General features: G+C 21.5%; 33 protein-coding genes and 2 tRNA genes. 28 read left to right on the top strand and 7 right to left on the bottom strand.

Features of this window, described 5'->3' with window-relative positions; all coding sequences use genetic code 11:
* Positions 1-89 precede the first annotated feature (89 nt).
* The 7 genes from holA (at position 90) to GJT85_RS01480 (ending at position 9,287) form a co-directional block, all read left to right on the top strand.
* A complete protein-coding gene (gene holA, locus GJT85_RS01510) occupies positions 90-1,094 on the top strand; it encodes a DNA polymerase III subunit delta (protein WP_208754462.1) in 1,005 nt (334 codons plus the stop codon).
* Positions 1,095-1,133: 39 nt separating this feature from the next.
* Entirely contained in the window at positions 1,134-3,026 is a 1,893-nt protein-coding gene (gene mrdA / locus GJT85_RS01505; RefSeq protein WP_208754461.1) for a penicillin-binding protein 2, read from the top strand.
* Positions 3,027-3,048: 22 nt separating this feature from the next.
* Positions 3,049-4,164 (top strand): rod shape-determining protein RodA, encoded by a 1,116-nt coding sequence (gene rodA, locus GJT85_RS01500; RefSeq protein ID WP_208754460.1) that lies wholly within the window; start codon positions 3,049-3,051, stop codon positions 4,162-4,164.
* Positions 4,165-4,194: 30 nt separating this feature from the next.
* Positions 4,195-5,283 (top strand): 3-phosphoserine/phosphohydroxythreonine transaminase, encoded by a 1,089-nt coding sequence (gene serC, locus GJT85_RS01495; protein WP_208754459.1) that lies wholly within the window; start codon positions 4,195-4,197, stop codon positions 5,281-5,283.
* Between the two features lie 40 nt (positions 5,284-5,323).
* A complete protein-coding gene (gene aroA / locus GJT85_RS01490; RefSeq protein ID WP_208754606.1) occupies positions 5,324-6,622 on the top strand; it encodes a 3-phosphoshikimate 1-carboxyvinyltransferase in 1,299 nt (432 codons plus the stop codon).
* Positions 6,623-6,928: 306 nt separating this feature from the next.
* The gene (rpsA, locus tag GJT85_RS01485) at positions 6,929-8,584 is read left to right on the top strand and encodes a 30S ribosomal protein S1 (protein ID WP_208754458.1); all 1,656 of its coding nucleotides are present in this window, start codon (positions 6,929-6,931) and stop codon (positions 8,582-8,584) included.
* A 67-nt stretch (positions 8,585-8,651) separates the two neighbouring features.
* The gene (locus tag GJT85_RS01480; protein WP_208754457.1) at positions 8,652-9,287 is read left to right on the top strand and encodes an MBL fold metallo-hydrolase; all 636 of its coding nucleotides are present in this window, start codon (positions 8,652-8,654) and stop codon (positions 9,285-9,287) included.
* A gap of 18 nt (positions 9,288-9,305) precedes the next feature.
* Here the strand turns inward: GJT85_RS01480 and asnS are convergent, their stop codons facing one another.
* From asnS to rmuC, 3 genes are read right to left on the bottom strand one after another with little or no spacing between them, the layout of a single operon-like run.
* Positions 9,306-10,670 carry an asparagine--tRNA ligase gene (gene asnS, locus GJT85_RS01475; RefSeq protein WP_208754456.1) on the bottom strand — a complete coding sequence of 455 codons (1,365 nt, stop codon included), beginning with the start codon at positions 10,668-10,670 and terminating at the stop codon, positions 9,306-9,308.
* A gap of 49 nt (positions 10,671-10,719) precedes the next feature.
* Positions 10,720-11,511, bottom strand: a complete 792-nt coding sequence (locus tag GJT85_RS01470) for a TatD family hydrolase (RefSeq protein WP_208754455.1) — start codon at positions 11,509-11,511, stop codon at positions 10,720-10,722.
* Between the two features lie 26 nt (positions 11,512-11,537).
* A complete protein-coding gene (gene rmuC, locus GJT85_RS01465) occupies positions 11,538-12,986 on the bottom strand; it encodes a DNA recombination protein RmuC (RefSeq protein WP_208754454.1) in 1,449 nt (482 codons plus the stop codon).
* 100 nt (positions 12,987-13,086) lie between these two features.
* On the opposite strand from rmuC, the gene GJT85_RS01460 reads away from it, so the two are divergent.
* A tRNA-Ile gene (locus tag GJT85_RS01460) sits at positions 13,087-13,160 on the top strand.
* Between the two features lie 9 nt (positions 13,161-13,169).
* Positions 13,170-13,242: transfer RNA gene (locus GJT85_RS01455), tRNA-Ala, on the top strand.
* 14 nt (positions 13,243-13,256) lie between these two features.
* Here GJT85_RS01455 and GJT85_RS01450 read toward each other — a convergent pair.
* Complete coding sequence (locus GJT85_RS01450; RefSeq protein WP_208754453.1) at positions 13,257-13,496, bottom strand: oxidative damage protection protein; 240 nt, start codon at positions 13,494-13,496, stop codon at positions 13,257-13,259.
* 97 nt (positions 13,497-13,593) lie between these two features.
* On the opposite strand from GJT85_RS01450, the gene trmB reads away from it, so the two are divergent.
* Complete coding sequence (gene trmB, locus GJT85_RS01445) at positions 13,594-14,289, top strand: tRNA (guanosine(46)-N7)-methyltransferase TrmB (RefSeq protein WP_208754452.1); 696 nt, start codon at positions 13,594-13,596, stop codon at positions 14,287-14,289.
* Here trmB and hemW read toward each other — a convergent pair.
* The 3 genes from hemW to ruvX form a co-directional block, all read right to left on the bottom strand.
* Positions 14,282-15,430, bottom strand: a complete 1,149-nt coding sequence (gene hemW / locus GJT85_RS01440; RefSeq protein WP_208754451.1) for a radical SAM family heme chaperone HemW — start codon at positions 15,428-15,430, stop codon at positions 14,282-14,284. The genes trmB and hemW overlap by 8 nt on opposite strands.
* A 9-nt stretch (positions 15,431-15,439) precedes the next feature.
* A complete protein-coding gene (locus tag GJT85_RS01435) occupies positions 15,440-16,000 on the bottom strand; it encodes a YggT family protein (protein ID WP_208754450.1) in 561 nt (186 codons plus the stop codon).
* Positions 16,001-16,159: 159 nt separating this feature from the next.
* Positions 16,160-16,573, bottom strand: a complete 414-nt coding sequence (gene ruvX / locus GJT85_RS01430) for a Holliday junction resolvase RuvX (protein WP_208754449.1) — start codon at positions 16,571-16,573, stop codon at positions 16,160-16,162.
* Positions 16,574-16,891: 318 nt separating this feature from the next.
* On the opposite strand from ruvX, the gene rpsJ reads away from it, so the two are divergent.
* The 18 genes from rpsJ to rplR all read left to right on the top strand — a co-directional run bounded on the left by rpsJ (position 16,892) and on the right by rplR (position 25,014).
* A complete protein-coding gene (gene rpsJ / locus GJT85_RS01425) occupies positions 16,892-17,203 on the top strand; it encodes a 30S ribosomal protein S10 (protein ID WP_208754448.1) in 312 nt (103 codons plus the stop codon).
* A 52-nt stretch (positions 17,204-17,255) separates the two neighbouring features.
* Positions 17,256-17,894 carry a 50S ribosomal protein L3 gene (gene rplC, locus GJT85_RS01420; protein ID WP_208754447.1) on the top strand — a complete coding sequence of 213 codons (639 nt, stop codon included), beginning with the start codon at positions 17,256-17,258 and terminating at the stop codon, positions 17,892-17,894.
* A gap of 31 nt (positions 17,895-17,925) precedes the next feature.
* Positions 17,926-18,534 carry a 50S ribosomal protein L4 gene (gene rplD / locus GJT85_RS01415; RefSeq protein ID WP_208754446.1) on the top strand — a complete coding sequence of 203 codons (609 nt, stop codon included), beginning with the start codon at positions 17,926-17,928 and terminating at the stop codon, positions 18,532-18,534.
* Positions 18,531-18,830, top strand: coding sequence for a 50S ribosomal protein L23 (locus GJT85_RS01410; protein ID WP_208754445.1), 300 nt, complete (start codon positions 18,531-18,533; stop codon positions 18,828-18,830). Before rplD ends, GJT85_RS01410 begins: the two co-directional genes overlap by 4 nt.
* 22 nt (positions 18,831-18,852) lie before the next feature.
* Positions 18,853-19,674 (top strand): 50S ribosomal protein L2, encoded by an 822-nt coding sequence (rplB, locus tag GJT85_RS01405; protein ID WP_208754444.1) that lies wholly within the window; start codon positions 18,853-18,855, stop codon positions 19,672-19,674.
* A gap of 20 nt (positions 19,675-19,694) precedes the next feature.
* The gene (rpsS, locus tag GJT85_RS01400) at positions 19,695-19,976 is read left to right on the top strand and encodes a 30S ribosomal protein S19 (RefSeq protein WP_208754443.1); all 282 of its coding nucleotides are present in this window, start codon (positions 19,695-19,697) and stop codon (positions 19,974-19,976) included.
* A 45-nt stretch (positions 19,977-20,021) separates the two neighbouring features.
* Positions 20,022-20,357, top strand: a complete 336-nt coding sequence (gene rplV / locus GJT85_RS01395; RefSeq protein WP_208754442.1) for a 50S ribosomal protein L22 — start codon at positions 20,022-20,024, stop codon at positions 20,355-20,357.
* Between the two features lie 12 nt (positions 20,358-20,369).
* Positions 20,370-21,071: a 30S ribosomal protein S3 gene (gene rpsC / locus GJT85_RS01390; protein ID WP_208754441.1), complete on the top strand. Its 702-nt coding sequence runs from the start codon at positions 20,370-20,372 to the stop codon at positions 21,069-21,071.
* A gap of 16 nt (positions 21,072-21,087) precedes the next feature.
* Positions 21,088-21,492, top strand: a complete 405-nt coding sequence (gene rplP / locus GJT85_RS01385; protein WP_208754440.1) for a 50S ribosomal protein L16 — start codon at positions 21,088-21,090, stop codon at positions 21,490-21,492.
* 14 nt (positions 21,493-21,506) lie between these two features.
* Positions 21,507-21,704: a 50S ribosomal protein L29 gene (rpmC, locus tag GJT85_RS01380; protein ID WP_208754439.1), complete on the top strand. Its 198-nt coding sequence runs from the start codon at positions 21,507-21,509 to the stop codon at positions 21,702-21,704.
* Positions 21,705-21,708: 4 nt separating this feature from the next.
* Positions 21,709-21,963 (top strand): 30S ribosomal protein S17, encoded by a 255-nt coding sequence (gene rpsQ / locus GJT85_RS01375; RefSeq protein WP_208754438.1) that lies wholly within the window; start codon positions 21,709-21,711, stop codon positions 21,961-21,963.
* 113 nt (positions 21,964-22,076) lie between these two features.
* Positions 22,077-22,448: a 50S ribosomal protein L14 gene (gene rplN, locus GJT85_RS01370; RefSeq protein WP_208754437.1), complete on the top strand. Its 372-nt coding sequence runs from the start codon at positions 22,077-22,079 to the stop codon at positions 22,446-22,448.
* A 20-nt stretch (positions 22,449-22,468) separates the two neighbouring features.
* A complete protein-coding gene (gene rplX, locus GJT85_RS01365) occupies positions 22,469-22,780 on the top strand; it encodes a 50S ribosomal protein L24 (RefSeq protein WP_208754436.1) in 312 nt (103 codons plus the stop codon).
* A gap of 18 nt (positions 22,781-22,798) precedes the next feature.
* Positions 22,799-23,338 (top strand): 50S ribosomal protein L5, encoded by a 540-nt coding sequence (rplE, locus tag GJT85_RS01360; RefSeq protein WP_208754435.1) that lies wholly within the window; start codon positions 22,799-22,801, stop codon positions 23,336-23,338.
* 12 nt (positions 23,339-23,350) lie between these two features.
* Entirely contained in the window at positions 23,351-23,656 is a 306-nt protein-coding gene (gene rpsN, locus GJT85_RS01355; protein ID WP_208754434.1) for a 30S ribosomal protein S14, read from the top strand.
* A gap of 37 nt (positions 23,657-23,693) precedes the next feature.
* On the top strand, positions 23,694-24,086 hold the full coding sequence (gene rpsH / locus GJT85_RS01350; protein ID WP_208754433.1) for a 30S ribosomal protein S8: 393 nt from the start codon (positions 23,694-23,696) through the stop codon (positions 24,084-24,086).
* A 20-nt stretch (positions 24,087-24,106) separates the two neighbouring features.
* Complete coding sequence (gene rplF, locus GJT85_RS01345; RefSeq protein WP_208754432.1) at positions 24,107-24,640, top strand: 50S ribosomal protein L6; 534 nt, start codon at positions 24,107-24,109, stop codon at positions 24,638-24,640.
* Between the two features lie 20 nt (positions 24,641-24,660).
* Positions 24,661-25,014, top strand: coding sequence for a 50S ribosomal protein L18 (rplR, locus tag GJT85_RS01340; RefSeq protein ID WP_208754431.1), 354 nt, complete (start codon positions 24,661-24,663; stop codon positions 25,012-25,014).
* The last annotated feature ends 8 nt before the right edge of the window (positions 25,015-25,022 follow it).

Here is a 25,022-nt window from a genome sequence, read left to right as displayed (position 1 = left end):
ATTATATATATTTTTAATAGATTTTTTTATATTATATAATAATGTTATTATATAAATTATAGTTTGTATAACTAAAAAAAATTAATGATATGATATTACAAGATTTATGCTTAAAATATAATTGTTATATTATTATAGGGAATGAATCTTACTTAATTAAGCAATATATACAAACATTACTTAATAAAATTAAAAAGTATGATTATACAGAATATATAATAATAATTATAGATGATACAATTATTTGGAAAGATATATTTACTAAATTTTGTTGTATGAATTTTTTTTATAATAAACATATAATTAATTTAATTTTTTATGATAAAAATCATATTATTAAAAATAAAACAAATATAAAAAAAATACTTAAATTATTAAATAATAATATTATTCTAATAATAGAAATACATAATATTTTAAATCCTTATATATATAAAAAATTATTAATAGAAAAAATTTTATTAATAAATAATAATCATTTTATTAAATATATAATATTTAATAAATTAAATGATTTACAATCTAAAATATTGATATTAAAGATATGCAAAAAACTTACATTATCTATCTCAGATAATGCAATTAATTTATTACAATATTTTTATAAAAATAATATATCATTAATTAATCAAGTTATAAATAATATTGCATTAACACAACTATATACTCATATTAATCGTATAATACTATATAATTATATCGGCAATTTAATTGATATTAAATATGTAGATTTAATTCATTTTATTTTAATAGGTGAAAAACAAAAAAGTTTTTACATAATTAATATGATGAAAGTTAATAAATATAATCCTTTATTTATTATTAATAATTTTGTTAAATATATAATATATTTTATACAAATTAAACGTAATATAAAAAATTATAATCTTGAAAAAATTTTTTTGAAATTTAATATACCTCAATATAAATATCAATTTATTACTAAAGTAATATCTAAAATATCAAATAAACAGTTATATTTATCTATAGAAATATTATTAAATATAGATATAAATATAAAAAACCATTTAATAAATAATTATATAGATAAATATATTTGGATAGATTTAGAAAAATTAATTTTTTTATTTTAAATAAATATCTTATTACAATAACATGGTACTATATTAAACATGAAATGGCATTCTTATTTGCTAAAAAATGCAGCATCTAAACAAAAAACATTATTTTATAGAATATTTATAATAATTAATATATCTGTATTATTATTACTAATATTATTGTTTAATTTATATTATTTACAAATTAAATCTTTTAATAAATATTTAATAGCATCACAAAATAATTATACTAAATTATCAAGAATAATTCCTCATAGAGGTATGATCTACGATAGAAATGGTATACCTTTAGCTATTAATCAAACTTATTATCGTATATATGCAATACCTTTGCGTATTAAAGATATAAATAAAACATTAATAATCTTAAAAAGATTATTTCCCTTCAATCAAAATTTAAATATAAATTTAAATAAGTTAATAACTTTTATTAAAGATAAAAAACAAAGTGATAAATATACTCCAATAATTTTATTACAAGAATTAAATGAAATACAAATTGCAAAATTTATAATAAATCAACATAACTTGTCTGGTATTTATTTACAAAAATATCACAAACGTTTATATCCTTTTAAATCATTATTTGCTCATTTAGTAGGTTATGTAGTGCAAGATAATATAAAAAATAATACATATTATCAACAATATAATGAATCTATGGAAAATATTTTAAATAATATTTCTATAGTAGGTAGAACCGGTGTTGAAAAATATTATGATAATATTTTATACGGTATACCAGGTTATAAAAAAAGTGTTATAAATAATAAAGGTGAGATAATTTATACTAAAATAGTACAAAAAGTATTATCTGGTCGTGATATTTATCTAACAGTAGATGTAAAATTACAAAAATATATTAATTCTATTATATCTAATTATCGTATAGCTATTATAATTAGTAATCCACAAAATGGTGATATTTTAACTATGATTTCTAATCCTAGTTTTGATCCTAATATTTTTATGAATATATTTGACCAAAAAATATTTAACAGACTCTTACGAAATCCTAATAAACCATTACTTAATCGTGTTATTCAAGGCATATATCCTCCGGCATCAACAGTAAAACCATATTTAGCGTTAATAGGTTTAAAATTAGGTATTATTAATATAAATACTATAATGTATGATCCAGGATGGTGGAAAATTCCTAAAAACTATAAATTTTATAAAGATTGGAAAAAACAAGGACATGGTTATATAAATCTTCATCATGCAATAATTGAATCATCAGATACGTTTTTTTATAAATTAGCATATAATATGGATATTGTACAAATATATAAATGGATGTCTAAATTTGGTTTTGGACATAAAACAGGAATTGATTTAAACAATGAACAATCTGGTAATTTGCCTAATATTAATTGGAAAAAAAAATTTATAAATAATCAATGGTATATTGGTGATACAATTTCTGTTGGTATAGGACAAGGTTATTGGAATACAACACCAATTCAAATACATAAAGCATTAACAATATTAATTAATAATGGTATAACAAAAAAAATGCATGTTTTAAAATATATAGATATGAAAAAAGATAAATATTGTTTTCATTCGTCTAATGTTAATAGTGTGAATGGTATACCACAAGAATATTGGGATATTATTAAAAAAGGCATGTATGGTGTTGCACATAATAAACATGGTACTATACACCCATATTTTACTGCTGTAAAATACACATTAGCCGCAAAGACTGGTACAGCACAAGTATTTAGTTTAAAAAATAAAAATGTTAATAATATTCAAGTAATGCAAGAACAATTAAAAGATCATAAACTTATAATTGCTTTTGCACCTTATAATAATCCTAAAATTGCTATAACTATTGTTATAGAAAATAATAATAATCATGATCTTTTAATAGGTAAATTATTAAGAAAAATTTTTGATTATATTTTTCAACATTATAATGGATTTGAAATATAATATAAAATTTAAATAGAAAATTATGCGAAAAAACAATATTTATATTTTTATACAAAAAAAATTACATTTAGATTTAATATTTTTATATCTAATTTTATTACTTTTATTATTTAGTATTATGATTGTATGGAGTGCTTCTAATAAAAATTTACATATATTAAACAATAAAATTATACAGATCTTTATAGGTTTAGTTATTATGCTTATAATTGCTCAAATACCTCCTAGATTATATATAAATTGTTTTTTTTTATTTTATATAATTTGTATATTTTTATTAATACTAGTTAATATATTAGGTAATACTATCAAAGGAGCACAAAGATGGCTAGATATAGGATTATTCAAATTTCAACCATCTGAAATAATTAAAGTTATTTTACCTTTATTTTTAGCACAATATTTTAATAACAAATCTTATACTATAAATATTAAACAGTTTTTTATTAGTATATTAATTATTATTATTCCTACTATTTTAGTAATTAAACAACCTGATTTAGGTACTGCTATTTTAATTGATATTGCAGCAATTACTATATTGTTTTTATCTGGTTTATCTTGGCGATTAATTATAATTAATATTTTATTTATATTAATTTCTTTGCCAATTTTATGGTTTATAATTATGCATGATTATCAAAGATCTAGAATTTTAATTTTATTACATCCGGAAAATGATTCTTTAAAAACTGGATATCATATTCTTCAATCTAAAATTGCAATTGGTTCTGGAGGTTTATTTGGTAAAGGATGGTTAAATGGTACTCAAACTCAATTACAATTTTTACCAGAAAAATATACTGATTTTATTTTTTCTGTAATTGCAGAAGAATTTGGTTTTGTAGGTGTAATTATACTTATTACTGTCTATATACTATTAATAATAAGAGGTATAATTTTAGCATTAAGGTTAAAAAATATTTTTAAACAAGTTATTATTTGTGGAATAATGATAATATTATTTTTTTATATATTTATTAATATTAGTATGGTCAGTGGAATATTACCTATTGTTGGAGTTCCATTACCATTAATAAGTTATGGTGGTTCATCTTTAATTATGATGATGAGTAATTTTGGTATAATCATGTCTTTATATACACATGATAATTATATTAAACAAAAATATTTTTAATATGTTTTTATTTTAAAAGGAACAATATATATGAATCAAATTTTTAATTTTAGTCCTGGCCCTGCAATCTTGCCACATACAGTATTAAAACAAGCACAAAAAGAATTATTAAATTGGAATAATTTAAATATGTCTGTTATGGAAATTAGTCATCGTAGTAAATATTTTATACGTTTAATTGAAGATCTTAAAGAAGATTTAATTACATTGATGAATATACCAAATAATTATGAAATTTTATTTTGTCAAGGTGGTGCTAGATCTCAATTTTCAGCAGTTCCAATGAACTTGCTCAAATATAATGATAAAGCAGCATATGTTAATATGGGTTTTTGGTCTAATAAAGCTATACAGGAAGCAAAAAAATACTGTAATCCATATGTTTTAAATGTTAAAAAAAAAAAAAATAATATAGATTATATTCAATTAATGAATAAATGGCACATACATAATGATATTAAATATATACATTATTGTCCTAATGAAACTATAGAAGGTATTGCTACATATGAAGAACCTAGTTTTAATGATATAATTGTTGTAGCTGATTTATCTTCATACATTTTAACAAAATATATTAATATTAAACAATATGGTGTAATATATGCTAGTGCTCAAAAGAATATTGGCCCAGCTGGTTTAACTATTGTTATAATAAGAAAAGATTTATTAGAGCAAGAAAAAAGAATAGAATTGCCTTCAGCATTAAATTATCAAATTATAGCACAACATAATTCAATGTTTAATACTCCACCAACATTTGCACTATATTTATCTTATTTAGTTTTACAATGGTTAAAGCAACAAGGTGGTATATCAACTATATCTCATATAAATCAACAAAAATCTCAGTTATTATATGACACTATTGATAATAGTAATATTTATATTAATAATATTGCTAAAAAAAATCGTTCTATGACTAATATAGTTTTTACATTACCTAATATTAAAACAGAAAAATTATTTTTAAAATATGCAAATAATCATGGTTTATTTTTTTTAAAAGGTCATAATGCTATTGGGGGTATTAGAGCCTCAATATATAATGCAATGCCTTTAAAAGGTGTAAAAAAATTAGTAAATTGTATGAATGATTTTGAAAAAAAATATTTATAAATGTTATAATAAATTACATCATCCTAATTATAAATCCAATATGAATAATATTTTAACTTTAACATCTATAAAAAAAATTAGTGGTTGTATTAATTTACCAGGTTCTAAAAGTATTTCAAATAGAGTTTTATTATTATCTGCTTTATCTATGGGCTGTACTACATTATATAATATATTAAATTGTGATGATACAAAATATATGCTAAATACATTAAAAATATGTGGTATAAAAATTACAATAAATCATCACAAAAATATATGTCATATTATTGGTAATAATGGAATTTTTAATATTCAAAATAAAAATAATACATTATTTTTAGGTAATGCAGGTACAGTTATTAGACCATTAACAGCTTTATTTTCTGCAAATAAAATATGTAATATTATTTTAACAGGAGAAGATAGAATGAAAGAAAGACCTATTGGACATCTTGTTAATACTTTGCGTTTAGGAGGCGCTAAAATTACTTATTTAGAAAGAGAAAACTATCCTCCAATACAATTACATGGTGGTTTTATAGGCACTGAAATATTAGAATTAGATGGATCAATCTCTAGCCAATTTTTAACATCATTACTAATTACAGCACCATTATTAGAAAATAATACAACAATAATTATTAAAAATACATTAGTATCTCAACCATATATTAGAATTACATTAAAATTAATTAAAAAATTTGGTGTTATTATAAAAAATTATAATTATACTAAATTTTATATTTGTGGTAATCAACAATATCTATCTCCTAATAAATATATTATTGAAGGTGATGCTTCTTCAGCTTCATATTTTTTGTCTGCAGCAGCTATTAAGGGAGGTACAGTAAAATTAAATAATATTGATAAAAATAGTATTCAAGGTGATATAAAATATATAGAAGTTTTAAAAAAAATGGGAGCAAACATTTTTTATGGAAATAACTATGTAAGTTGTACACGTAATATATTACATGCTATTTCTATGGATATGAATCATATTCCTGATGTTGCTATGACGATAGCAGTTACTTGTTTATTTGCAACTGGTGGTACAACTACTATCAGTAATATTTATAATTGGCGTGTTAAAGAAACTGATCGTTTACATGCTATGGCTATAGAATTACGAAAAACTGGTGCACAAGTTATTGAAGGTATAGACTACATTAGTATTACTCCACCTAAAAAGATTCAAGCTAGTATTATAGAAACATATAATGATCACCGCATGGCTATGTGTTTTGCTTTATTAGCATTATCAGATAATGCAGTTCAAATTATTAATCCCTCTTGTACTAACAAAACATATCCAAATTTTTTTAAAGATTTTAAAAAAATTAGTTTGTATAATTGATTGTTAAATTAACTAGCTATATAAATAATATTTAATTATAAAAAACATATGTTTATATTTGTCTATTAATACAAAAATTTTAAGATAGTTGCAGAAATACATTATTAATGATAACTTTATTAATTAGAATATATGTTTTATATACATAAAAATTAATATAATTTAATAAAAAACATTATATATAATATTAAAATATTATACATAAAATTATTTTACTTATAAAAAGGATATTTATAAGTCCGATTAACAATAATACTTAATATGATGTAAGTTTATTATTTAATACATAAGTTAAAAGTTAAGAATATGATTGAGTCTTTTGCACAATTATTTGAATCATCACTAAAAAATAAAAATATTATTTTAGGTGATATAATTAAAGGTACTGTAATTGCCATTGAAAAAGATATTGTATTAATTGATGCTGGTTTTAAATCAGAATCTATCATTCCTATAGAACAATTTAAGAATACTCAAGGTATATTAGAAATTAAAGTAGGTGATATTGTAGATGTTGCTTTAGATGCTATAGAAAATGGTTTTGGTGAAACGATTTTATCTAGAGAAAAAGCAAAAAGACATGAGTCATGGATGATATTAGAACAAGCACAATATAAAAATACTAATACTGTTGGTATTATTAATGGCAAAGTTAAAGGTGGATTTACTGTTGATTTAAATGGTATTCGTGCTTTTTTACCTGGTTCATTAGTAGATATTAGACCAATTAGAGATACTTCACATTTAGAAGGTAAAGAATTAGAATTTAAAATAATTAAATTAGATAAAAAACGTAATAATGTAGTTGTTTCTAGAAAAGCTGTAATAGAATTTGAACATAGTGCAGAACGAATAAATTTACTTAATACCTTACATGAAGGTTTAAAAATTAAAGGATTAGTTAAAAATTTAACAGATTATGGTGCTTTTGTTGATTTAGGTGGAGTTGATGGATTATTACATATTACAGATATGTCCTGGAAACGAGTTAAACACCCTAGTGAAATTATTAATATAGGTGAAGAAATATTTGTTAAAATATTAAAATTTGATAAAGAAAAAACACGTGTTTCATTAGGACTTAAGCAATTAGGAGAAGATCCTTGGATTTCTATTTCTAAACGCTATCCTGAAAATAGTAAATTAATAGGTAGAGTAACTAATTTAACAGATTATGGATGTTTTGTAGAAATTGAAAATGGTATTGAAGGATTAGTGCATGTTTCAGAAATGGATTGGACTAATAAAAATATTCATCCTTCAAAAAAAGTAAAAATTAATGATAAAGTTGAAGTTATGGTATTAGATATAGATGAAGAACGCAGACGTATTTCATTAGGTATGAAACAATGTACTACTAACCCATGGTTATTATTTGCACAAAATCATAATAAAGGAGAAAAAGTAAAAGGAAAAATTAAATCAATTACAGATTTTGGTATTTTTATTGGTCTTGATGGTGGTATTGATGGTTTAGTACATATCTCAGATTTATCTTGGATTAATAATAGTGAAGATGAAGTACGTAAATATAAAAAAGGTGAAGAAATTACAGCAATAGTATTACAAGTAGATGCTGATAGAGAACGAATATCTTTAGGAATTAAACAATTAAGTGAAGATCCTTTAATTGTATATTATAAAATACATAAAAAAGGTCAAATAATTAATGGTAAAATTATTGAAATTAAAAACAATATGTTAATTTTAGAATTACAAAATAATATTATTGGTAATGTTAAATTTAGTGATCAAGATCATTACAATCATACTCATATTAATAAATATTTTAAAATTAATAATATAATTGAAGGTAAAATTAATAATATTGATCGTAAAAATCGTATAGTTAATATGTTATTATCTTTAAAAGAAGTAGAAGATAATTTTAAAAAAAAATATCATAAAGACAAAATTATTAATGTAATGACTGAAGCTTTTCAAGCAGCAAAAAACAAATAATCTTAACAGTTTAGTTAAATTTTTATTATGAAATTTCTTTATATTTATATATTATAAGTGTATTTTTATGAAATATATTGTAATTCCAGTTACATTTTTTCAAACAAATTGTTATATTTTATGGTGTACAAAAACATTATATACTGCTATTATTGACCCTGGTGGTGATATATATAAAATAATTAATATTATAAATAAATATAATTTATATATAAAATTAATTTTAATTACTCATGGTCATTTAGACCATATAGGTGCTGCATATAATTTATCTATAAAATATAATATACCTATTTGTGGTCCTCATAAATATGATATAGTATGGATAAAAAATATAAAATTACAAACTATATATTTTAGTTTATATAATTGTATTTTTAAATATAATCAATGGTTAAGTCATAAACAGAAAATCAGTTTAGGGAATATATTAATTAATATATATCATTGTCCGGGGCATACACCTGGACATTTAATTTTTTACATTAAAGAGCATCATGTTTTAATATCCGGTGATATAATTTTTAAAAATAGTATTGGGCGTACAGATTTGCCTTTTAGTAATTATACACATTTAATGAAATCTATTAAAAATTCTATCTTAACTTTAAATCAAAACACAATAATTTTACCAGGTCATGGTCAAAATACTACTTTATTAAAAGAAATAAAATATAATAAGTTTATATCAAAAATTATATAAAAAATATTAATATATAATTTAAAATTTAGCATTATGAGGTGTTCTAGGAAATGGTATTATATCTTTTATATTATTAAATCCTGTAAAATAGGATACAAGTCTTTCTATTCCTAAACCAAATCCAGAATGTGGTACGGTACCATATTTTCTTAAATCTCTATACCACCAATAATCTTTTTTACATAAATTTAATTCTAATATTCTTTTATTTAGAATTTCTATTCTATGTTCTCTTTGTGAACCGCCTATAATTTCACCTATATTAGGTAATAATAAATCCATAGCTGCAACTGTTTTATTATCATCATTTAAATACATATAAAATGGTTTAATTTTTTTAGGATAATTATATATAATTATTGGACTATTAAAATATGTATTAGTTAAATATTTTTCATGTTCTATAGCTAAGTCTATACCCCAAAATATCTTATTTTTAAATGATATATTACATTTTTGTAAAATATTTATTGCTTTTGTATAATCTATAATAAATATATTATCAGATAATATTTTTTGTATTTTAATTGATAAGTCTTGTTTTGTATATTCAGATAAAAAATTAATTTCTTCTATATGAAATGTTAAAATTTGTTTACTAATATGCTTAATAAATTTCTTAACAAAAGATATAATATCATCTAATGTTGCAAAAGCTATTTCAATTTCTAACATCCAAAATTCTGCTAAATGACGTGTAGTATTAGAATTTTCTGCTCTAAAAGTAGGACCAAAAGTATATACTTTAGACATTGCACAAGCATATGTTTCTAAATTTAATTGTCCTGAAACAGTTAAAAATGATTTTTTATTAAAAAAATTATTTGATTCTATAGTAGAAATATGAAACATTTTACTATAACCTTCAGTATCTAAAGTAGTAATAATAGGAGTATTAATCCAAAAAAAATTATGTTGGTGTAAAAAATTATGTATATATATAGTAATATAATGTCTTAATCTCATTATGCTACTTATAATTCTAGTTCTAGCACGTAAATGTGCTACTTCTCTTAAATATTCTAAACTATGTTTTTTTAATGAAATAGGATATGAACCAGGATTATTAATCCACCCTATAATTTTAATTATTGTTGAATCTATTTCATATTTTTGTTTATTTATATGAGGTGATAAAATTAAAGACCCTATAATTTCTATAGAACATCCAGTAGTAAGAGATAAAATTTCAGATTTATAATTATCAAGATATTTTTTTGCAATAATTTGTATATCTTGAATATTAGATCCATCATATATAGTAATAAAAGATATACCTATTTTAGAATGTCTAATATAACGTACCCAACCTTTAATTTTAATTTTAGTGCCAATATTAATTTTATTTAAAATAATATCAGATATATTAATAAGTAATGTCATAATTTTTCTCTTTATTATATATTGATAAGTATAAATTAGAATATATTTATTATATATTTAATAAAATACGTGTATTTTTTTCTGTTTGTTTTTTTACTATGTCAATATTATTTTTTTGATATGTAGCAATTTTTTTTACTAAATTAACTAATAAAAAAGGTTCATTACGTCCTTGATATTTTTTATATATATTTTTATATATATTTTTAAATAATAAATAAGGAGAATCTGTTTCTATAACAATTTTATTTTTGGGAATAATATTAATATCATTTATGGAAAATATTCTATATTTTTTATTGAAAAATAATTCTGATATCCCAATATATAAATTCATATCTAAACATTGTTGTAATTCATATTGATTACCTGAAAAACAATGTATAACAGATATAGGGATTTTATCAATCCATTTTTTTAAAATTTTTATAAAATCAGAAAATGCGTTACGACAATGTAAAAATAAAGGTAAAGAATATTGTGTTGCTAATTCTAATTGAGCATTAAATGCAAATATTTGTTGTTTTTTTGAAGATAAATTTCTATAAAAATCTAATCCACATTCTCCAATAGCTACAACTGTTTTATATTTATTAATAATATTATTTATAATATTAATAGTATTTTTATTCCATAAATTAGCATAATGTGGATGTACGCCTGCTGTAGCCCAGCAATAATTCTTATATGGTAATATTATTTGGTTAGCATAAATACTATCATTAACATTACTTCCTATAATTAACATACCATTAATACCATATAATTTAGCTCTATCTATAACTAGCTGATGATCATTATCAAATCTTTTACTAGTTAAATTGACACTCATATCAAACATTTACTAATCCTTTTAATTAATATATATTATTTATTTTTTAAAAAATTAGTATCAATTTTATTTAAAACATCAATTCCTAAATCTTTAAAACTTTCTACTTGTGTTATTATATTTCCTTTACCATATAAAAGTTTTTTTATAATAAGATTATAATTATTTTGTAATTTATTTAAACTTTTTTCTAATGTACATATATCATCAACAAAAATTTTAATTTTATTATATATTTTTGTAGCTTTATTAGCTAATAATAAAGAATGTTTATTTTGTTTATCAATATTCCATAAATTATTAATAGTTCTTAATGCAATCATTAATGTGGTTGGGCTAACTAACATAATATTATATTTTAGTGCTTCATATAATAAAGATGGTTTGTGATTAATAGCTAATAAGAATGCTGTTTCAATAGGAATAAACATAATTATATAATCTAAAGATATAATATTATATAAGGTATGATAATTTTTACTATTTAATAATCTTAAATGTTTTTTGACAGATGTGATATATTCTTTTAAAAATTGGGTACGTAATATATTATCATTATCACTATTAAAATAACGTTCATATGAAACTAAAGTAACTTTAGCATCAATAATAATATTTTTATTATTTGGTAATTTTATAATTATATCAGGTTGTAAAGTTTTATCTTGTAAAAATATTTTTTTTTGTATATCATATTCATGACCTTGTCTTAATCCTGATGATTCTAATATTTTAGTTAATACTAATTCACCCCAATTGCCTTGTAACTTATTATTACCTTTTAATGCTTGAGTTAAATTATTTGCTTCACGTGATAGATGCATATTTAATTTTTTTAAATTTTTTAGTTCATATTGTAAAATATTACGTTCTATAGATTCTTGATTTAAGTTATTTTGTAAGTTATTTTGTAAACTTTCTATTTGCTTTTGTAAAGGTTGTATAATTTTTATAATATTATCATCATTTAAATTTGTTACATGATTTGTATTACTTTCAATAACTGTATTAGCTAATTTTTTTAATTTTATATTTATGTTATCATGATATTTTATCATTAGTTTTTCTTTTTGTTGAAAAAAATTCTTTGTATCATAAAATTTATTTTTAATAATTTTAATTTCTATTTTTAAATTATTAATAATTTGAGATTGTTCTATTATTTTAGAATTTAAATTATCATTATCTAATTTATAATTTTTAAAATTTTCTATTTTTTCTGTATATTTATTACATATAGTTTTTAATTGTTCTATTTTTTCTTTTAAATTAATATTTATATTTTTATATCGTATTAATTGTAGTTTTGTTTGAATATTTTCAGAATTTTTATTATAATATCGTTCTATTAACATTTTTTTTATTATAATTTGATTTTTTAATTTTTTATTTTGTATTTTATACAATCTTATTATTTTTATTATAAAAAATAATGTTATAAAAATTAAAATAATAATTATAATATTGTTTTTATATATTAACATTAGTTATAAATATCCTATATGTATGTAATTTTTATATATTAGTAAAATATTTAGTTGACATTTTATAATAAATATGTGTTAATTACCGTATATTGTTAATAGGCTTGTAGCTCAGTTGGTTAGAGCACACCCCTGATAAGGGTGAGGTCGGTGGTTCAAATCCACTCAAGCCTACAATAAAATGGGGCTATAGCTCAGTTGGTAGAGCATCTGTTTTGCACACAGAGGGTCAGCGGTTCGATCCCGCTTAGCTCCAATAGTTTAAGTTATTCATATTTTATTCTTAAAAAGAAATAATATCATCTCTTTTTCTAAATAATGTAGGTGTTTTTCTTTAGCCATATTTAAGTTATGTTCATTAATTAATTTTGTTTGTTTATTTAACCATAAGTACCATGCTTTTTTAGATATATTATTATATATCTTTTCTCCAATAATACCTGGATATACGCTATATTCTAATCCATTCATATGTATTTGAAAATAACTACAAAAAATTTTTCTTGACATTATATAATTTTTACTTTTATGTATACATGATATGTAATCGTATTATATCAATTATTTATTTTGAATAAACAATTAAATATTAAAATTATTAATGTCTATGAAATATATTAAAAGTTTTATATGTCGCTTTAGAAAAGTAAATAATAATAAAAAAATTATTTTTAATAAGTATTTTAATTTGTTTGAAATAATTTATAAAAATAAAAAAACAAATCTATTTAATATTTTTAAAAATAATAATCCTATTATTATAGATATAGGTTTTGGCACAGGTAATTTATTAAATAATTTATCTCAAGATAATAAAAAATATAATTTTATTGCTATAGATGTTTATTTGCCTGGTATTATTCAATGTTTAAATAATATTTTAATTAAAAAAACTTGTAATATTAAATTTATTTATTATGATGCTTTTTTAGTATTAAAAAATATGATATGTAATGAATCAATAAATATAATTCAATTATATTTTCCAGATCCATGGCCGAAAAATAAACATAAAAAAAAAAGATTATTAAATCAATATTTTATTAATCTAATTTTTAATAGATTACGAAATAATGGATTATTATATATAATGACTGATTGTTATGATTATTATTGTCAAATTAATAATATTATACATAATTTACATTATTATAATTATGTAATATTACATTCTAATGAATATAATAATTTTTATAAAAAAAATATTTTAAAATATTCAAAAACAAAATTTTGGGAAAAAGCAATAAGAAATAATAAAACTATATATATTATTGAATATAAAAAATATTTTTTAATTAAATAAATATTTCTAATAAATTATTTAAAAATAAATATCCTTTGTTTGTTATAATCCAATATTTATCATTTTGTCTCATATATCCTAATTTTATTGCTTGATTTATAAAAGGCAAAACATATTTTAATTTTAATCCTGTAGTTTTTATAAAATCTTCTTTTTTAATATTTTGTAAAAGACGTGTTCTATTTAAAAAAAATTCAAATATTTTATCTTGTGTTTTAAGTATTGTTCTGGAAATAACATAATTACCATTAATATATTGTTTAATACTTTTATTACGTATTGTACGTATAATTTTATTATTATTTGTTATCTTACTATGTGATGCACATCCTAAGCCTAAATAATCTTTATTATACCAATAATTTAAATTATGTTTACATTTATTTAGTTTGTTTTTTGCAAATGAAGAAATTTCATAATGTAAGTAATTATATTTTTTTAAAATATTTTTTCCTGATATAAACATTTTCCATAATATATCATTATTAGGTAAATTTTTAGGTTGATACCTACCAAATAATGTATTTTTTTCAATAGTTAATTGATACCAAGAAATGTGTTCTGGAAATATATTTATTGCACAATTTAAATCTTTTTTTACATCTTTTATAGTTTGATTTGGCAAACCATATATTAAATCTAAATTAATAGTAAAAGATTTATATTTTAATATTTTATATATGGTATTATATACATCTTTATTAGAATGTATTCTACCTAAATTTTTTAAATGCTGATTATTAAAACTTTGTACACCAATAGATATTCTATTAATATCATGTATGCTATATTTTATTATATTTTTAATATTCAAAAGAGTAGGATTCATCTCCATAGAAATTTCTATGTCTTTAGGTATATATATTAATTTTTTAATTTCATATAAAAAATATTGTATAAATTCTGTTTCTATTAAACTAGGTGTACCCCCACCAAAAAAAATACTTGTTATATATATATTCTTTTTAATTATTAAAAGCTCATTTTTTAAATCTATAATTAAATGATCTATATATTTTTTTTGTATTTTCTTGTTGTCTTTATGATATATTAAAGAATAAAAATCACAGTAATAACATTTTTTTATACACCAAGGTATATGTATATATAAACTACAATATAAATATTTATTTGAATACATAGTTATATATTATATAATAAACCAAAATTGTGGAAAAATATCCATAGCTAAAATATTAAGACAATACAAAACTAAACTAATAACAAAAGGAATAACATCAATATTACCAATAGGTAATATAATTTTTTTTATTGGATACATTATTTGATCTGTCAATGTATTTAATATATAATCAAAATCGTTAGCTTTTCTATCAAACCAACTAAATACAGTACGTATAGTAATTAACCAAAAAATTAAATTTCCTAATGATTTAAATAATACAAGAATACCTATAAATATTAATGTAATAAAACTATATAATGGTATAGTTTTTGTATTAAGTAAAACTAATAAAGGGTATTTAATGGTTACTAGAATAAATAAAAGAATTAATGTAGATAATTCAATGTTTTTAATATTAGGTAATAATATTTGAAATGGTTGAATTATTGGTTGAGATATTTTTATAATAAACTGTGCAAAAGTATTATATGTATTTTTTATCGTATAATAAATCCATATACGTAATATACATATTAAAATTAATACATCTATTATATTACGTAATAAAAGAATTATTGCTAACATAGTTTACAACCTCATAAATATATATTTAAAACCTCAATAAATATCATTATATATAAACAAATATTTTTGTTTAATACATGTACTATAAATAATAATTTCATAAAATATACTATATAAATATTAAAATATTATATAATTATTTTATCAAATTAGGTATTATTATTTATTGTTAAACCAACTTTGTAAAATAATAGAAGCTGACATAGAATTAATATTATTTCTTTGTAAGTTTTTCCATCCACCATAAGAAAATAAAATATTTTTTGCTTCTATTGTACTTAATCTTTCATCATGTAATTCTATACAAATATGGTATCTATGTTTTAGACTAGATGCAAATTTTTTTGTTAAAATAGTAATGTATTGTTTACTACCATCCATATTTAATGGCAAACCTACAATAATTTTTTCTGGATTCCAAGTATCAATTAACTTATTAAACATTAACCAATTAATTTTACCGTTTTTACGTTTATTTTTAATAACATTTAATGTATGTGCTATTTTAATAAAAGCATTGCCAACTGCTACACCTATATATTTGGTACCAAAATCAAAAGCTAATATTGTCATATATTTAGTAATATAAATTATTTATTTATATTAATATAATATAAAATATATTTTTTTTATATTATAAACTAAAAAATTTATATATTTAAATATATAAATTAAATAAAATAGTATAATATTGCCTACAAAGAATTTATTATAAAAATATATATTTATATAAATAATATTTATATATTGCTTTATTTGTATTTTATAAGTCATAATAGTAGAATTGTCATTACTTCAATAATGATAAAAATCAATAACATAGGTCCTCTCATAAATATTATATATTAGTAGAGGGTTATTTAAAATTTAAAAATGGGAGACTCTGGTCTAATGCAGAACCAAAGAATCCGTATTCGTCTTAAAGCTTTTGATCATCGTTTAATTGATCAATCAACAGTAGAAATTGTAGAAACTGCTAAACGTACTGGCGCACAAGTTCGTGGTCCTATCCCTTTACCAACTAAAAAAGAAAGGTTTACTATATTAATTTCACCTCATGTTAATAAAGATGCAAGAGATCAGTACGAAATTCGTACTCACAAACGTTTAGTTGATATTATAGAACCTACAGAAAAAACTGTAGATGCATTAATGCGTTTAGATTTAGCTGCTGGAGTCGATGTACAAATAAGCTTAGGATAATACATTTTTTATTAAAAAAAAGTAAAACATTATTTTTTAATGGTGATATAAAATGATTAGTTTAATCGGTAAAAAAATGGGTATGACACGAATTTTTACTGAAGATGGTTTAGCTATTCCAATAACAGTGATTCAATTTGATGATATTTATATTACACAAATAAAAACTATATGTAAAAATGGATATAATGCCATTCAAATGACAACTGGCTCAAAAAAAAATAGTCATATTAATAAAGCTGAAGCAGGCCATTTTGCTAAAGCTAAAATTAATGCCGGATATATTTTATGGGAACATCGTGTACATAATATAAAAAATTATCATATAGGACAAAAAATTGATATTAATGTTTTTAAAAAAATTCATAAAGTAGATATTACTAGTATATCTAAAGGAAAAGGTTTTTCTGGTACTGTAAAAAGATGGAATTTTAGCACTCAAGATGCTAGTCATGGTAATTCTTTATCACATAGAGTTCCTGGATCTATTGGACAGAATCAAACTCCTGGCAAAGTTTTTAAAGGAAAAAAAATGTCTGGACAATTAGGAAATAAAAAGATTACTATTCAAAATTTGCATATTATTAAATTAGATATAGAAAAAAAAATAATACTAATTAAAGGTTCGACTCCTGGATACACAGGACATACAGTGTTAATTAAACCTGCAATTAAACATTATACAATATAAATTTTAATAAAACATCTTGCAGGATAATATAATGAAAATTATAACTAAAGATACTAATAATGAAATTATTATTTCAGATAAAATTTTTAATGTAACTTTTAATAAAGAACTAATACATCAATTAATTAAATACTATCAAACAATAGGCAGACAAGGTACTAAATCACAAAAAACAAGAAGTAACGTTAAAGGTTCTAGTAAAAAACCATGGAAACAAAAAGGTACTGGGAAAGCTAGAGCAGGTTCGGTTAAAAGTCCTATTTGGCGTTCTGGTGGTGTAACTTTTGCTGCAACAAATAAAATATATACACAAAAAATAAATAAAAAAATGTATCGTTGTGCTTTAAAAAGTATTTTTTCAGAATTATTAAGAACAAATAGATTAATTATAGTAACAAACTTTTTTATATCACAACCTAAAACAAAAATATTAGTTAATAAATTAAAAGAATTATTACTTAATAAAGTAGTAATTATAACAACTATGATAGATCAAAATTTATTTTTATCTTCACGTAATTTATATAATGTTACATTATTTAATTCTATTAATATTAATCCCATACATTTAATATATAAAGAAAAAACTTTAATAACTACTCAAGCTATTAAACATTTAGAAGAAAGATTATTAACATGATAAAAGAAAATTATTTTAAAATTTTAAAATTTCCTCATATGTCAGAAAAATCATCTATAATGAAGGAAAAAAACAATATTATTGTAATTAAAATTTTAAAAACTGCTACAAAGAAAGAAATTTTCATATCTCTCACAAAAATTTTTAATGTAAAAATTAAAAATATAAATACATTAATAATAAAAGGAAAATATAAAAAGAATAAAAATAATCATTATTATGAAAGTAATTGGAAAAAAGCTTATATAACTTTAGAAAAAAAATATAATATTGATTTTAATATTAATATAAATTAATAAGGATAAATAAATATTAAATATGGCTATTAAAAAATATAAACCAACGTCTCCAGGTCGTCGTCATATGATAAAAGTTATTAATCCTTTTTTATACAAAGGACAACCTTGGAAAGCAAAAATCGCAAAAAAAAATAAATCTGGTGGCAGAAATAATTATGGACATATTACTACTAGACATATTGGAGGTGGACACAAAAAATCATATCGTATTATAGATTTTAAAAGAAATAAAGATAATATCTTAGGTTCTATTGAACGTATTGAGTATGATCCTAATAGATCAGCACATATAGCATTAATAAAATATAAAGATGGTGAAAGACGTTATATACTATCACCTAAATATTGTAAAATAGGTGATCTGATAGAATCAGGTAATAATATTGATATAAAAATAGGTAATACATTACCTATGAAAAATATTCCAGTAGGCACAGTATTACATAATATAGAAATGAAACCTAATAAAGGGGGACAATTGGCAAGGTCTGCAGGATCATATGCACAATTAATATCTAAAGAAAATTTTTATGTGACATTGCGATTACGCTCAGGAGAAATAAGAAAAATTCAAGCAAAATGTCGAGCTACTATAGGAGAAGTTGGGAATAATGAGCATATGTTAAAAACATATGGTAAAGCTGGTGCTAAACGTTGGCAAGGTATTAGACCAACGGTTCGTGGAACAGCTATGAATCCTATTGATCATCCACATGGTGGTGGTGAAGGTAAAAATTTTGGGAAACATCCAGTTACACCATGGGGTATACAAACAAAAGGAAAAAAAACTAGAAAAAACAAACAAACTAATAAATATATTATTAAATTTCGTCATAAATAAAATTATATAAGGTGTAAAATATGCCACGTTCTTTAAAAAAAGGTCCTTTCATTGATAAACATTTATTAAAAAAAGTTGAAAATAATATTAGTATGGGTGGTAAGAAAAAAATATTACGTACTTGGTCTAGACGTTCTACAATATTACCTAATATGATTGGTTTAACTATATCGGTTCATAATGGACGTCATCATTTACCAATATTTATTTCTGATGAGATGGTAGGACATAAATTAGGTGAATTTGCGCCTACTAGAACATATAGAGGGCATACTGCTGATAGAAAAATAAAAAAAGTTTAAAAAATATTTATAACTTTATCTTATACACATTTATAAAGAGGTATAATGGAAATTATTGCAAAACATAAATATGCACGTTCTTCTGCACAAAAATTACGATTAATTGCTAATTTAATTCGAGGAACTAATATTGCAAAAGCATTAGATATATTAAATTTTTCTAATAAAAAAGCTGCTGTATTAATTAAAAAAGTTCTAAATTCTGCTATAGCAAATGCTGAACATAATTATGGATTAGATATTGATAATTTAATTATATTAAAAATTTTTATAGATATAGGAACAAATATGAAACGTATTATGCCGCGCGCAAAAGGACGTTCAGATCGTATTTTAAAATATACTAGTCATATTACTATTGTTTTATCAAATATTAAATAGGAAAATAGATTAATGGGTCAAAAAACACATCCTAATGGTTTACGTTTAGGTATTATAAAAACATGGAATTCAACTTGGTTTGCAAATAAAAAAAATTTTGCACACTATTTGTATAGTGATTATCAAGTTAGACAATATTTATATAAAAAATTAATAAAAGCTTCTATTTCTAATATTATTATTGAACGTCCTTCAAAAAGTATTAAAGTAACTATTCATACAGCACGTCCTGGAATAGTTATAGGAAAAAAAGGAGAAGATGTTGAAAAATTAAGAATAAAAATAGCTCAAATAACTCAAGTACCAGCACAAATTAATATTACAGAAATTAGAAAGCCTGAATTAGAAGCTAAATTAGTAGCAGAAATTATAGCAGTACAATTAGAAAAACGCATTATGTTTAGAAGAGCTATGAAACGAGCAGTACAAAATGCTATGCGATTAGGTGCTAAAGGAGTTAAAGTAGAAGTTAGTGGTCGTTTGGGTGGTGTAGAAATAGCTCGTACAGAATGGCATAGAGAGGGTAGAGTACCATTACATACTTTAAGAGCTAATATAGATTATAGTTGTACAGAAGCTAATACAACATTTGGCATTATTGGTGTTAAAGTATGGATTTTTAAAGGAGAAATTTTACAAAAATCTCTTGACGATAAAAAAAATATAAAATCTGATTTTAAAACATATAAAAAATATCGTTCAGGACGTAAATAATTGAGGTTTTTATATTATGTTACAACCAAAACGTACAAAATTTCGTAAAATGCAGAAAGGTAGGAATAGAGGCATTATTATAGGAATGGAACTTGCTTTTGGAACTTATGGATTAAAAGCTATTAGTAGAGGTCGTATTACATCAAAACAAATTGAGTCTGCTAGAAGAGCTATTAGTAGATCTATAAAAAGACAAGGAAAAATTTGGATTAGAATTTTCCCAGATAAACCTATTACAAAAAAACCCTTAGAAGTACGTATGGGAAAGGGAAAGGGAAATGTAGAATATTGGGTATCGTTAATACAACCAGGAAGAATATTATACGAAATTGATGGAGTATCAGAAAATATAGCAAGAGATGCCTTACGTTTAGGTGCTTCTAAATTACCAGTAAAAACTATTTTTTTAAATAAATCTTAAATAATTATAAATATATGAATGTAAAAAATTTTAAAAATAAAACATCAAAAGAAATTAAACAAGAATTACTAAGTATTTCTAGAGAACTATTTAATTTAAAAATACAATTAAATGCTGGACAATTAAAACAAACACATTTATTAAAAACAGCTAGAAAAAATATTGCACGTATTAAAACAATTTTATCACAAAAAAATATTTTGCAAGGTTAATTTAATGAATACTAATGTAAGAACCTTAAAAGGTACAGTTATTAGTAATAAAATGAATAAAACTATTGTAGTAAAAATTAATAGATTAATTAAACATCCTATTTATGGTAAATTTATAAATCGTACAACAAAATTACATGTTCATGATGCAAATAATATTTGTCATATAGGAGATATTGTAGAAATTAAAGAATGTAAACCTTATTCTAAAACTAAAGCTTGGACTTTAGTTAATATTATAAACCAATCAATAATATAAAATATACAATATTTTTTATTTTAAAAAGTTGTATTTTTTACAACAATTTTTATTAAAACTAAATTATTATAATATGTTTTCATACATATTATTTAATTATAGAGATATATATTATGATACAAGAACATACTATATTAAATGTAGCTGATAATTCAGGTGCTCGTAGTGTAATGTGTATAAAAGTTTTAGGTGGTTCTAAACGTCGTTATGCTAACATTGGTGATATAATCAAAATTACTATTAAAGAAGCAATACCAAGAGGTAAAGTAAAGAAAGGAGATGTACTAAAAGCCGTTATAGTCAGAACAAAAAAAGGTATTAGACGTTTTGATGGTTCACTGATTCGTTTTGATCATAATGCTTGTGTCTTATTAAATGATACTAATGAACAATTAATTGGTACTAGAGTATTTGGTCCTATAACTAGAGAGTTAAGAAATGACAAATTTATGAAAATAATTTCTTTAGCTCCAGAAGTTATTTAACATATAAGAGAAATAAATTAATGGCTAGTAAATTACATGTTAATGATATGGTTATTATCTTAACAGGAAAAGATAAAGGTAAAAAAGGATGTATTATATCCTTTAAAAAAAAACAATACGTTATTGTAAAAGGAATAAATCTTGTTAAAAAACATAATAAACCTAATCCTAAAAATTCATCTGCAGGTGGTATTATTATAAAAGAAGCATACATACATATTTCTAATATTGCTATTTTAAATATTAAAACTGGGAAACCAGATCGTATTGGTTTTAAAATATCTCAAGGTAAAAAAGTACGTTATCTAAAATCTAATAATGAAATTATTTAAAATAGGAAATACTATTTTATGTCAAAAATATATCATGAATATAAAAAAAAAATAATTCAACAATTAATGTTACAATTTAAATATCATTCTATTATGCAAGTTCCTTGTATAAAAAAAATTACCTTAAATATGGGAGTAGGTAAAGTTACTAATAATAAGAAATTATTAGATGCTGCTATTAATGATTTAATGCTTATTAGTGGTCAGAAACCATTCAAAACTAAATCTAGAAAATCTATTTCAGGTTTTAAAATTAGACAAGGTGATTTTATTGGATGTAAAGTAACATTACGTAAAATGAGAATGTGGAATTTTTTTGAACGTTTATTATGGATAGCTATTCCAAGAATTAGAGATTTTAGAGGTTTTTCACCTAAATCATTTGATGGTTATGGTAATTATAATATAGGTATAAAAGAACAAATTATTTTTCCTGAAATTGATTTTGATAAAATTGATCAAATTCGTGGTTTAGATATAAATATTTATACAAATGCTATGTCTAATAAAGAAGGATATGCTTTATTATCTGCATTTAATTTTCCATTTAAAACATAAAGGTTATGATATATGGCAAAAGAATCTATTAAAGCACGTGAAAATAAACGTATAAAATTATGTAAAAAATTTTTTTTACGTAGAAAAAAATTAAAACAAATTATTTCTAATATCAAAGTTACAGATAAAATGCGTTGGGATGCGGTTTTTAAATTACAATCATTACCAAGAGATTCTAGTTTTTCTAGACAAAGAAATAGATGCAAACTAACTGGTAGACCACATGCTTATTTAAGAAAATTTGGATTAAGTAGAATAAAATTAAGAGAAGCGGCTATGAAAGGTGATATACCAGGCTTACGTAAAGCAAGTTGGTAAACATATAAACAAATAATATATTATAGGATATTTTAATATGAGTATACAAGATCCTATTGCTGATATGTTAACACGTATTCGTAATGGTCAGTTATCTAAAAAACCTGAAATTATTATACAATATTCAAAATTTAAAAAATCTATTGTTGAAGTTTTAAAACAAGAAGGATATATAAAAGATTTTTGTGTAATACAAAACAATTATATGCAATTAAAAATTAATTTAAAATATTTTAAAGGTTATGGAGTTATTGAACAAATAAATTATATTAGTAAACCAGGATTAAGAATATATAAAAAAAAACATACATTACCTAAAGTTATGGCTGGATTAGGTGTTGCTATCATTTCTACATCTCAAGGTATTATGACAGATTATACAGCTCGTAAGTATGGCATTGGTGGTGAAATTATTTTTTATATTTCTTAATATAAGTAAAAGGTATATAAATGTCTAGAATAGCTAAAAAACCAATAATCATTCCTAATGATATACAAGTTATGATGAATAATAATACCATTAACATACAAGGTATAAAAGGTGTATTAAAAAAAAAAATTCATAAATCAGTAAATATTCTTATAGAAAAAAATAAAATTATATGTCTTCCTAAAGATAATAAACGTAATTCTTGGGCACATGCAGGTACTTCTTGTTCTATAATTAATTCTATGATTATAGGTATCACACAAGGATTCACAAAAAAATTAATATTATTTGGTATTGGTTATAAAGTTAGTATTAATAATAATATTATAGATTTAATATTAGGTTTTTCACATCACGTATTCTATACATTACCTAATGGTATTACAGGTAAATGTTATAATACTAATGAAATTATATTATATGGTTTCGATAAACAATTGCTAGGACAAGTTGCATCTGATATTAGAGCTTATAAAAAACCAGAACCTTATAAGGGTAAAGGAATACGTTATGAACATGAAATAGTACGAATTAAAGAAACTAAAAAAAAATAGGAGATAAATAAATATATATTATGAATAATAATAAATATATTGCTCGAATTAAAAGAGCAACTAAATTACGTAAAAATTTAGTTAATAACAATATTCGTTTAGTTGTACATCGTACTGCACGACATATATATGCACAAATAATTTCTGCAAATAATAAAGTATTAGTTACTGCTTCTACTTTAGAAAAATGTCATAAAAAAACATTATTATATACTGGCAATATAAAATCAGCTACTTTAATAGGACAATTAATAGCTATTAAAGCTATTAAAAAAGGTATTACTAAATTAACATTTGATCGTTCAGGTTATAAATTTCATGGACGCATTAAATCATTAGCAATAGCAGCACGTAATAATGGGTTGAACTTTTAATATTATAA

It is taken from the genome of Enterobacteriaceae endosymbiont of Neohaemonia nigricornis, assembly GCF_012571795.1.
Classification (GTDB): Bacteria; Pseudomonadota; Gammaproteobacteria; order Enterobacterales; family Enterobacteriaceae.
The sequence above is the reverse complement of the archived record's forward strand: the minus strand, read 5'-3'. Positions and strand labels throughout refer to the sequence as shown.

Excerpts from the sequence above, each read along its gene's own strand:
- holA (WP_208754462.1), top strand. The coding sequence starts at position 90 with ATGATATTACAAGATTTATGCTTAAAATATAATTGTTATATTATTATA.
- mrdA (WP_208754461.1), top strand. The coding sequence starts at position 1,134 with ATGAAATGGCATTCTTATTTGCTAAAAAATGCAGCATCTAAACAAAAA.
- rodA (WP_208754460.1), top strand. The coding sequence starts at position 3,049 with ATGCGAAAAAACAATATTTATATTTTTATACAAAAAAAATTACATTTA.
- serC (WP_208754459.1), top strand. The coding sequence starts at position 4,195 with ATGAATCAAATTTTTAATTTTAGTCCTGGCCCTGCAATCTTGCCACAT.
- aroA (WP_208754606.1), top strand. The coding sequence starts at position 5,324 with ATGAATAATATTTTAACTTTAACATCTATAAAAAAAATTAGTGGTTGT.
- rpsA (WP_208754458.1), top strand. The coding sequence starts at position 6,929 with ATGATTGAGTCTTTTGCACAATTATTTGAATCATCACTAAAAAATAAA.
- GJT85_RS01480 (WP_208754457.1), top strand. The coding sequence starts at position 8,652 with ATGAAATATATTGTAATTCCAGTTACATTTTTTCAAACAAATTGTTAT.
- asnS (WP_208754456.1), bottom strand. The coding sequence starts at position 10,670 with ATGACATTACTTATTAATATATCTGATATTATTTTAAATAAAATTAAT.
- GJT85_RS01470 (WP_208754455.1), bottom strand. The coding sequence starts at position 11,511 with ATGTTTGATATGAGTGTCAATTTAACTAGTAAAAGATTTGATAATGAT.
- rmuC (WP_208754454.1), bottom strand. The coding sequence starts at position 12,986 with ATGTTAATATATAAAAACAATATTATAATTATTATTTTAATTTTTATA.
- GJT85_RS01450 (WP_208754453.1), bottom strand. The coding sequence starts at position 13,496 with ATGTCAAGAAAAATTTTTTGTAGTTATTTTCAAATACATATGAATGGA.
- trmB (WP_208754452.1), top strand. The coding sequence starts at position 13,594 with ATGAAATATATTAAAAGTTTTATATGTCGCTTTAGAAAAGTAAATAAT.
- hemW (WP_208754451.1), bottom strand. The coding sequence starts at position 15,430 with ATGTATTCAAATAAATATTTATATTGTAGTTTATATATACATATACCT.
- GJT85_RS01435 (WP_208754450.1), bottom strand. The coding sequence starts at position 16,000 with ATGTTAGCAATAATTCTTTTATTACGTAATATAATAGATGTATTAATT.
- ruvX (WP_208754449.1), bottom strand. The coding sequence starts at position 16,573 with ATGACAATATTAGCTTTTGATTTTGGTACCAAATATATAGGTGTAGCA.
- rpsJ (WP_208754448.1), top strand. The coding sequence starts at position 16,892 with ATGCAGAACCAAAGAATCCGTATTCGTCTTAAAGCTTTTGATCATCGT.
- rplC (WP_208754447.1), top strand. The coding sequence starts at position 17,256 with ATGATTAGTTTAATCGGTAAAAAAATGGGTATGACACGAATTTTTACT.
- rplD (WP_208754446.1), top strand. The coding sequence starts at position 17,926 with ATGAAAATTATAACTAAAGATACTAATAATGAAATTATTATTTCAGAT.
- GJT85_RS01410 (WP_208754445.1), top strand. The coding sequence starts at position 18,531 with ATGATAAAAGAAAATTATTTTAAAATTTTAAAATTTCCTCATATGTCA.
- rplB (WP_208754444.1), top strand. The coding sequence starts at position 18,853 with ATGGCTATTAAAAAATATAAACCAACGTCTCCAGGTCGTCGTCATATG.
- rpsS (WP_208754443.1), top strand. The coding sequence starts at position 19,695 with ATGCCACGTTCTTTAAAAAAAGGTCCTTTCATTGATAAACATTTATTA.
- rplV (WP_208754442.1), top strand. The coding sequence starts at position 20,022 with ATGGAAATTATTGCAAAACATAAATATGCACGTTCTTCTGCACAAAAA.
- rpsC (WP_208754441.1), top strand. The coding sequence starts at position 20,370 with ATGGGTCAAAAAACACATCCTAATGGTTTACGTTTAGGTATTATAAAA.
- rplP (WP_208754440.1), top strand. The coding sequence starts at position 21,088 with ATGTTACAACCAAAACGTACAAAATTTCGTAAAATGCAGAAAGGTAGG.
- rpmC (WP_208754439.1), top strand. The coding sequence starts at position 21,507 with ATGAATGTAAAAAATTTTAAAAATAAAACATCAAAAGAAATTAAACAA.
- rpsQ (WP_208754438.1), top strand. The coding sequence starts at position 21,709 with ATGAATACTAATGTAAGAACCTTAAAAGGTACAGTTATTAGTAATAAA.
- rplN (WP_208754437.1), top strand. The coding sequence starts at position 22,077 with ATGATACAAGAACATACTATATTAAATGTAGCTGATAATTCAGGTGCT.
- rplX (WP_208754436.1), top strand. The coding sequence starts at position 22,469 with ATGGCTAGTAAATTACATGTTAATGATATGGTTATTATCTTAACAGGA.
- rplE (WP_208754435.1), top strand. The coding sequence starts at position 22,799 with ATGTCAAAAATATATCATGAATATAAAAAAAAAATAATTCAACAATTA.
- rpsN (WP_208754434.1), top strand. The coding sequence starts at position 23,351 with ATGGCAAAAGAATCTATTAAAGCACGTGAAAATAAACGTATAAAATTA.
- rpsH (WP_208754433.1), top strand. The coding sequence starts at position 23,694 with ATGAGTATACAAGATCCTATTGCTGATATGTTAACACGTATTCGTAAT.
- rplF (WP_208754432.1), top strand. The coding sequence starts at position 24,107 with ATGTCTAGAATAGCTAAAAAACCAATAATCATTCCTAATGATATACAA.
- rplR (WP_208754431.1), top strand. The coding sequence starts at position 24,661 with ATGAATAATAATAAATATATTGCTCGAATTAAAAGAGCAACTAAATTA.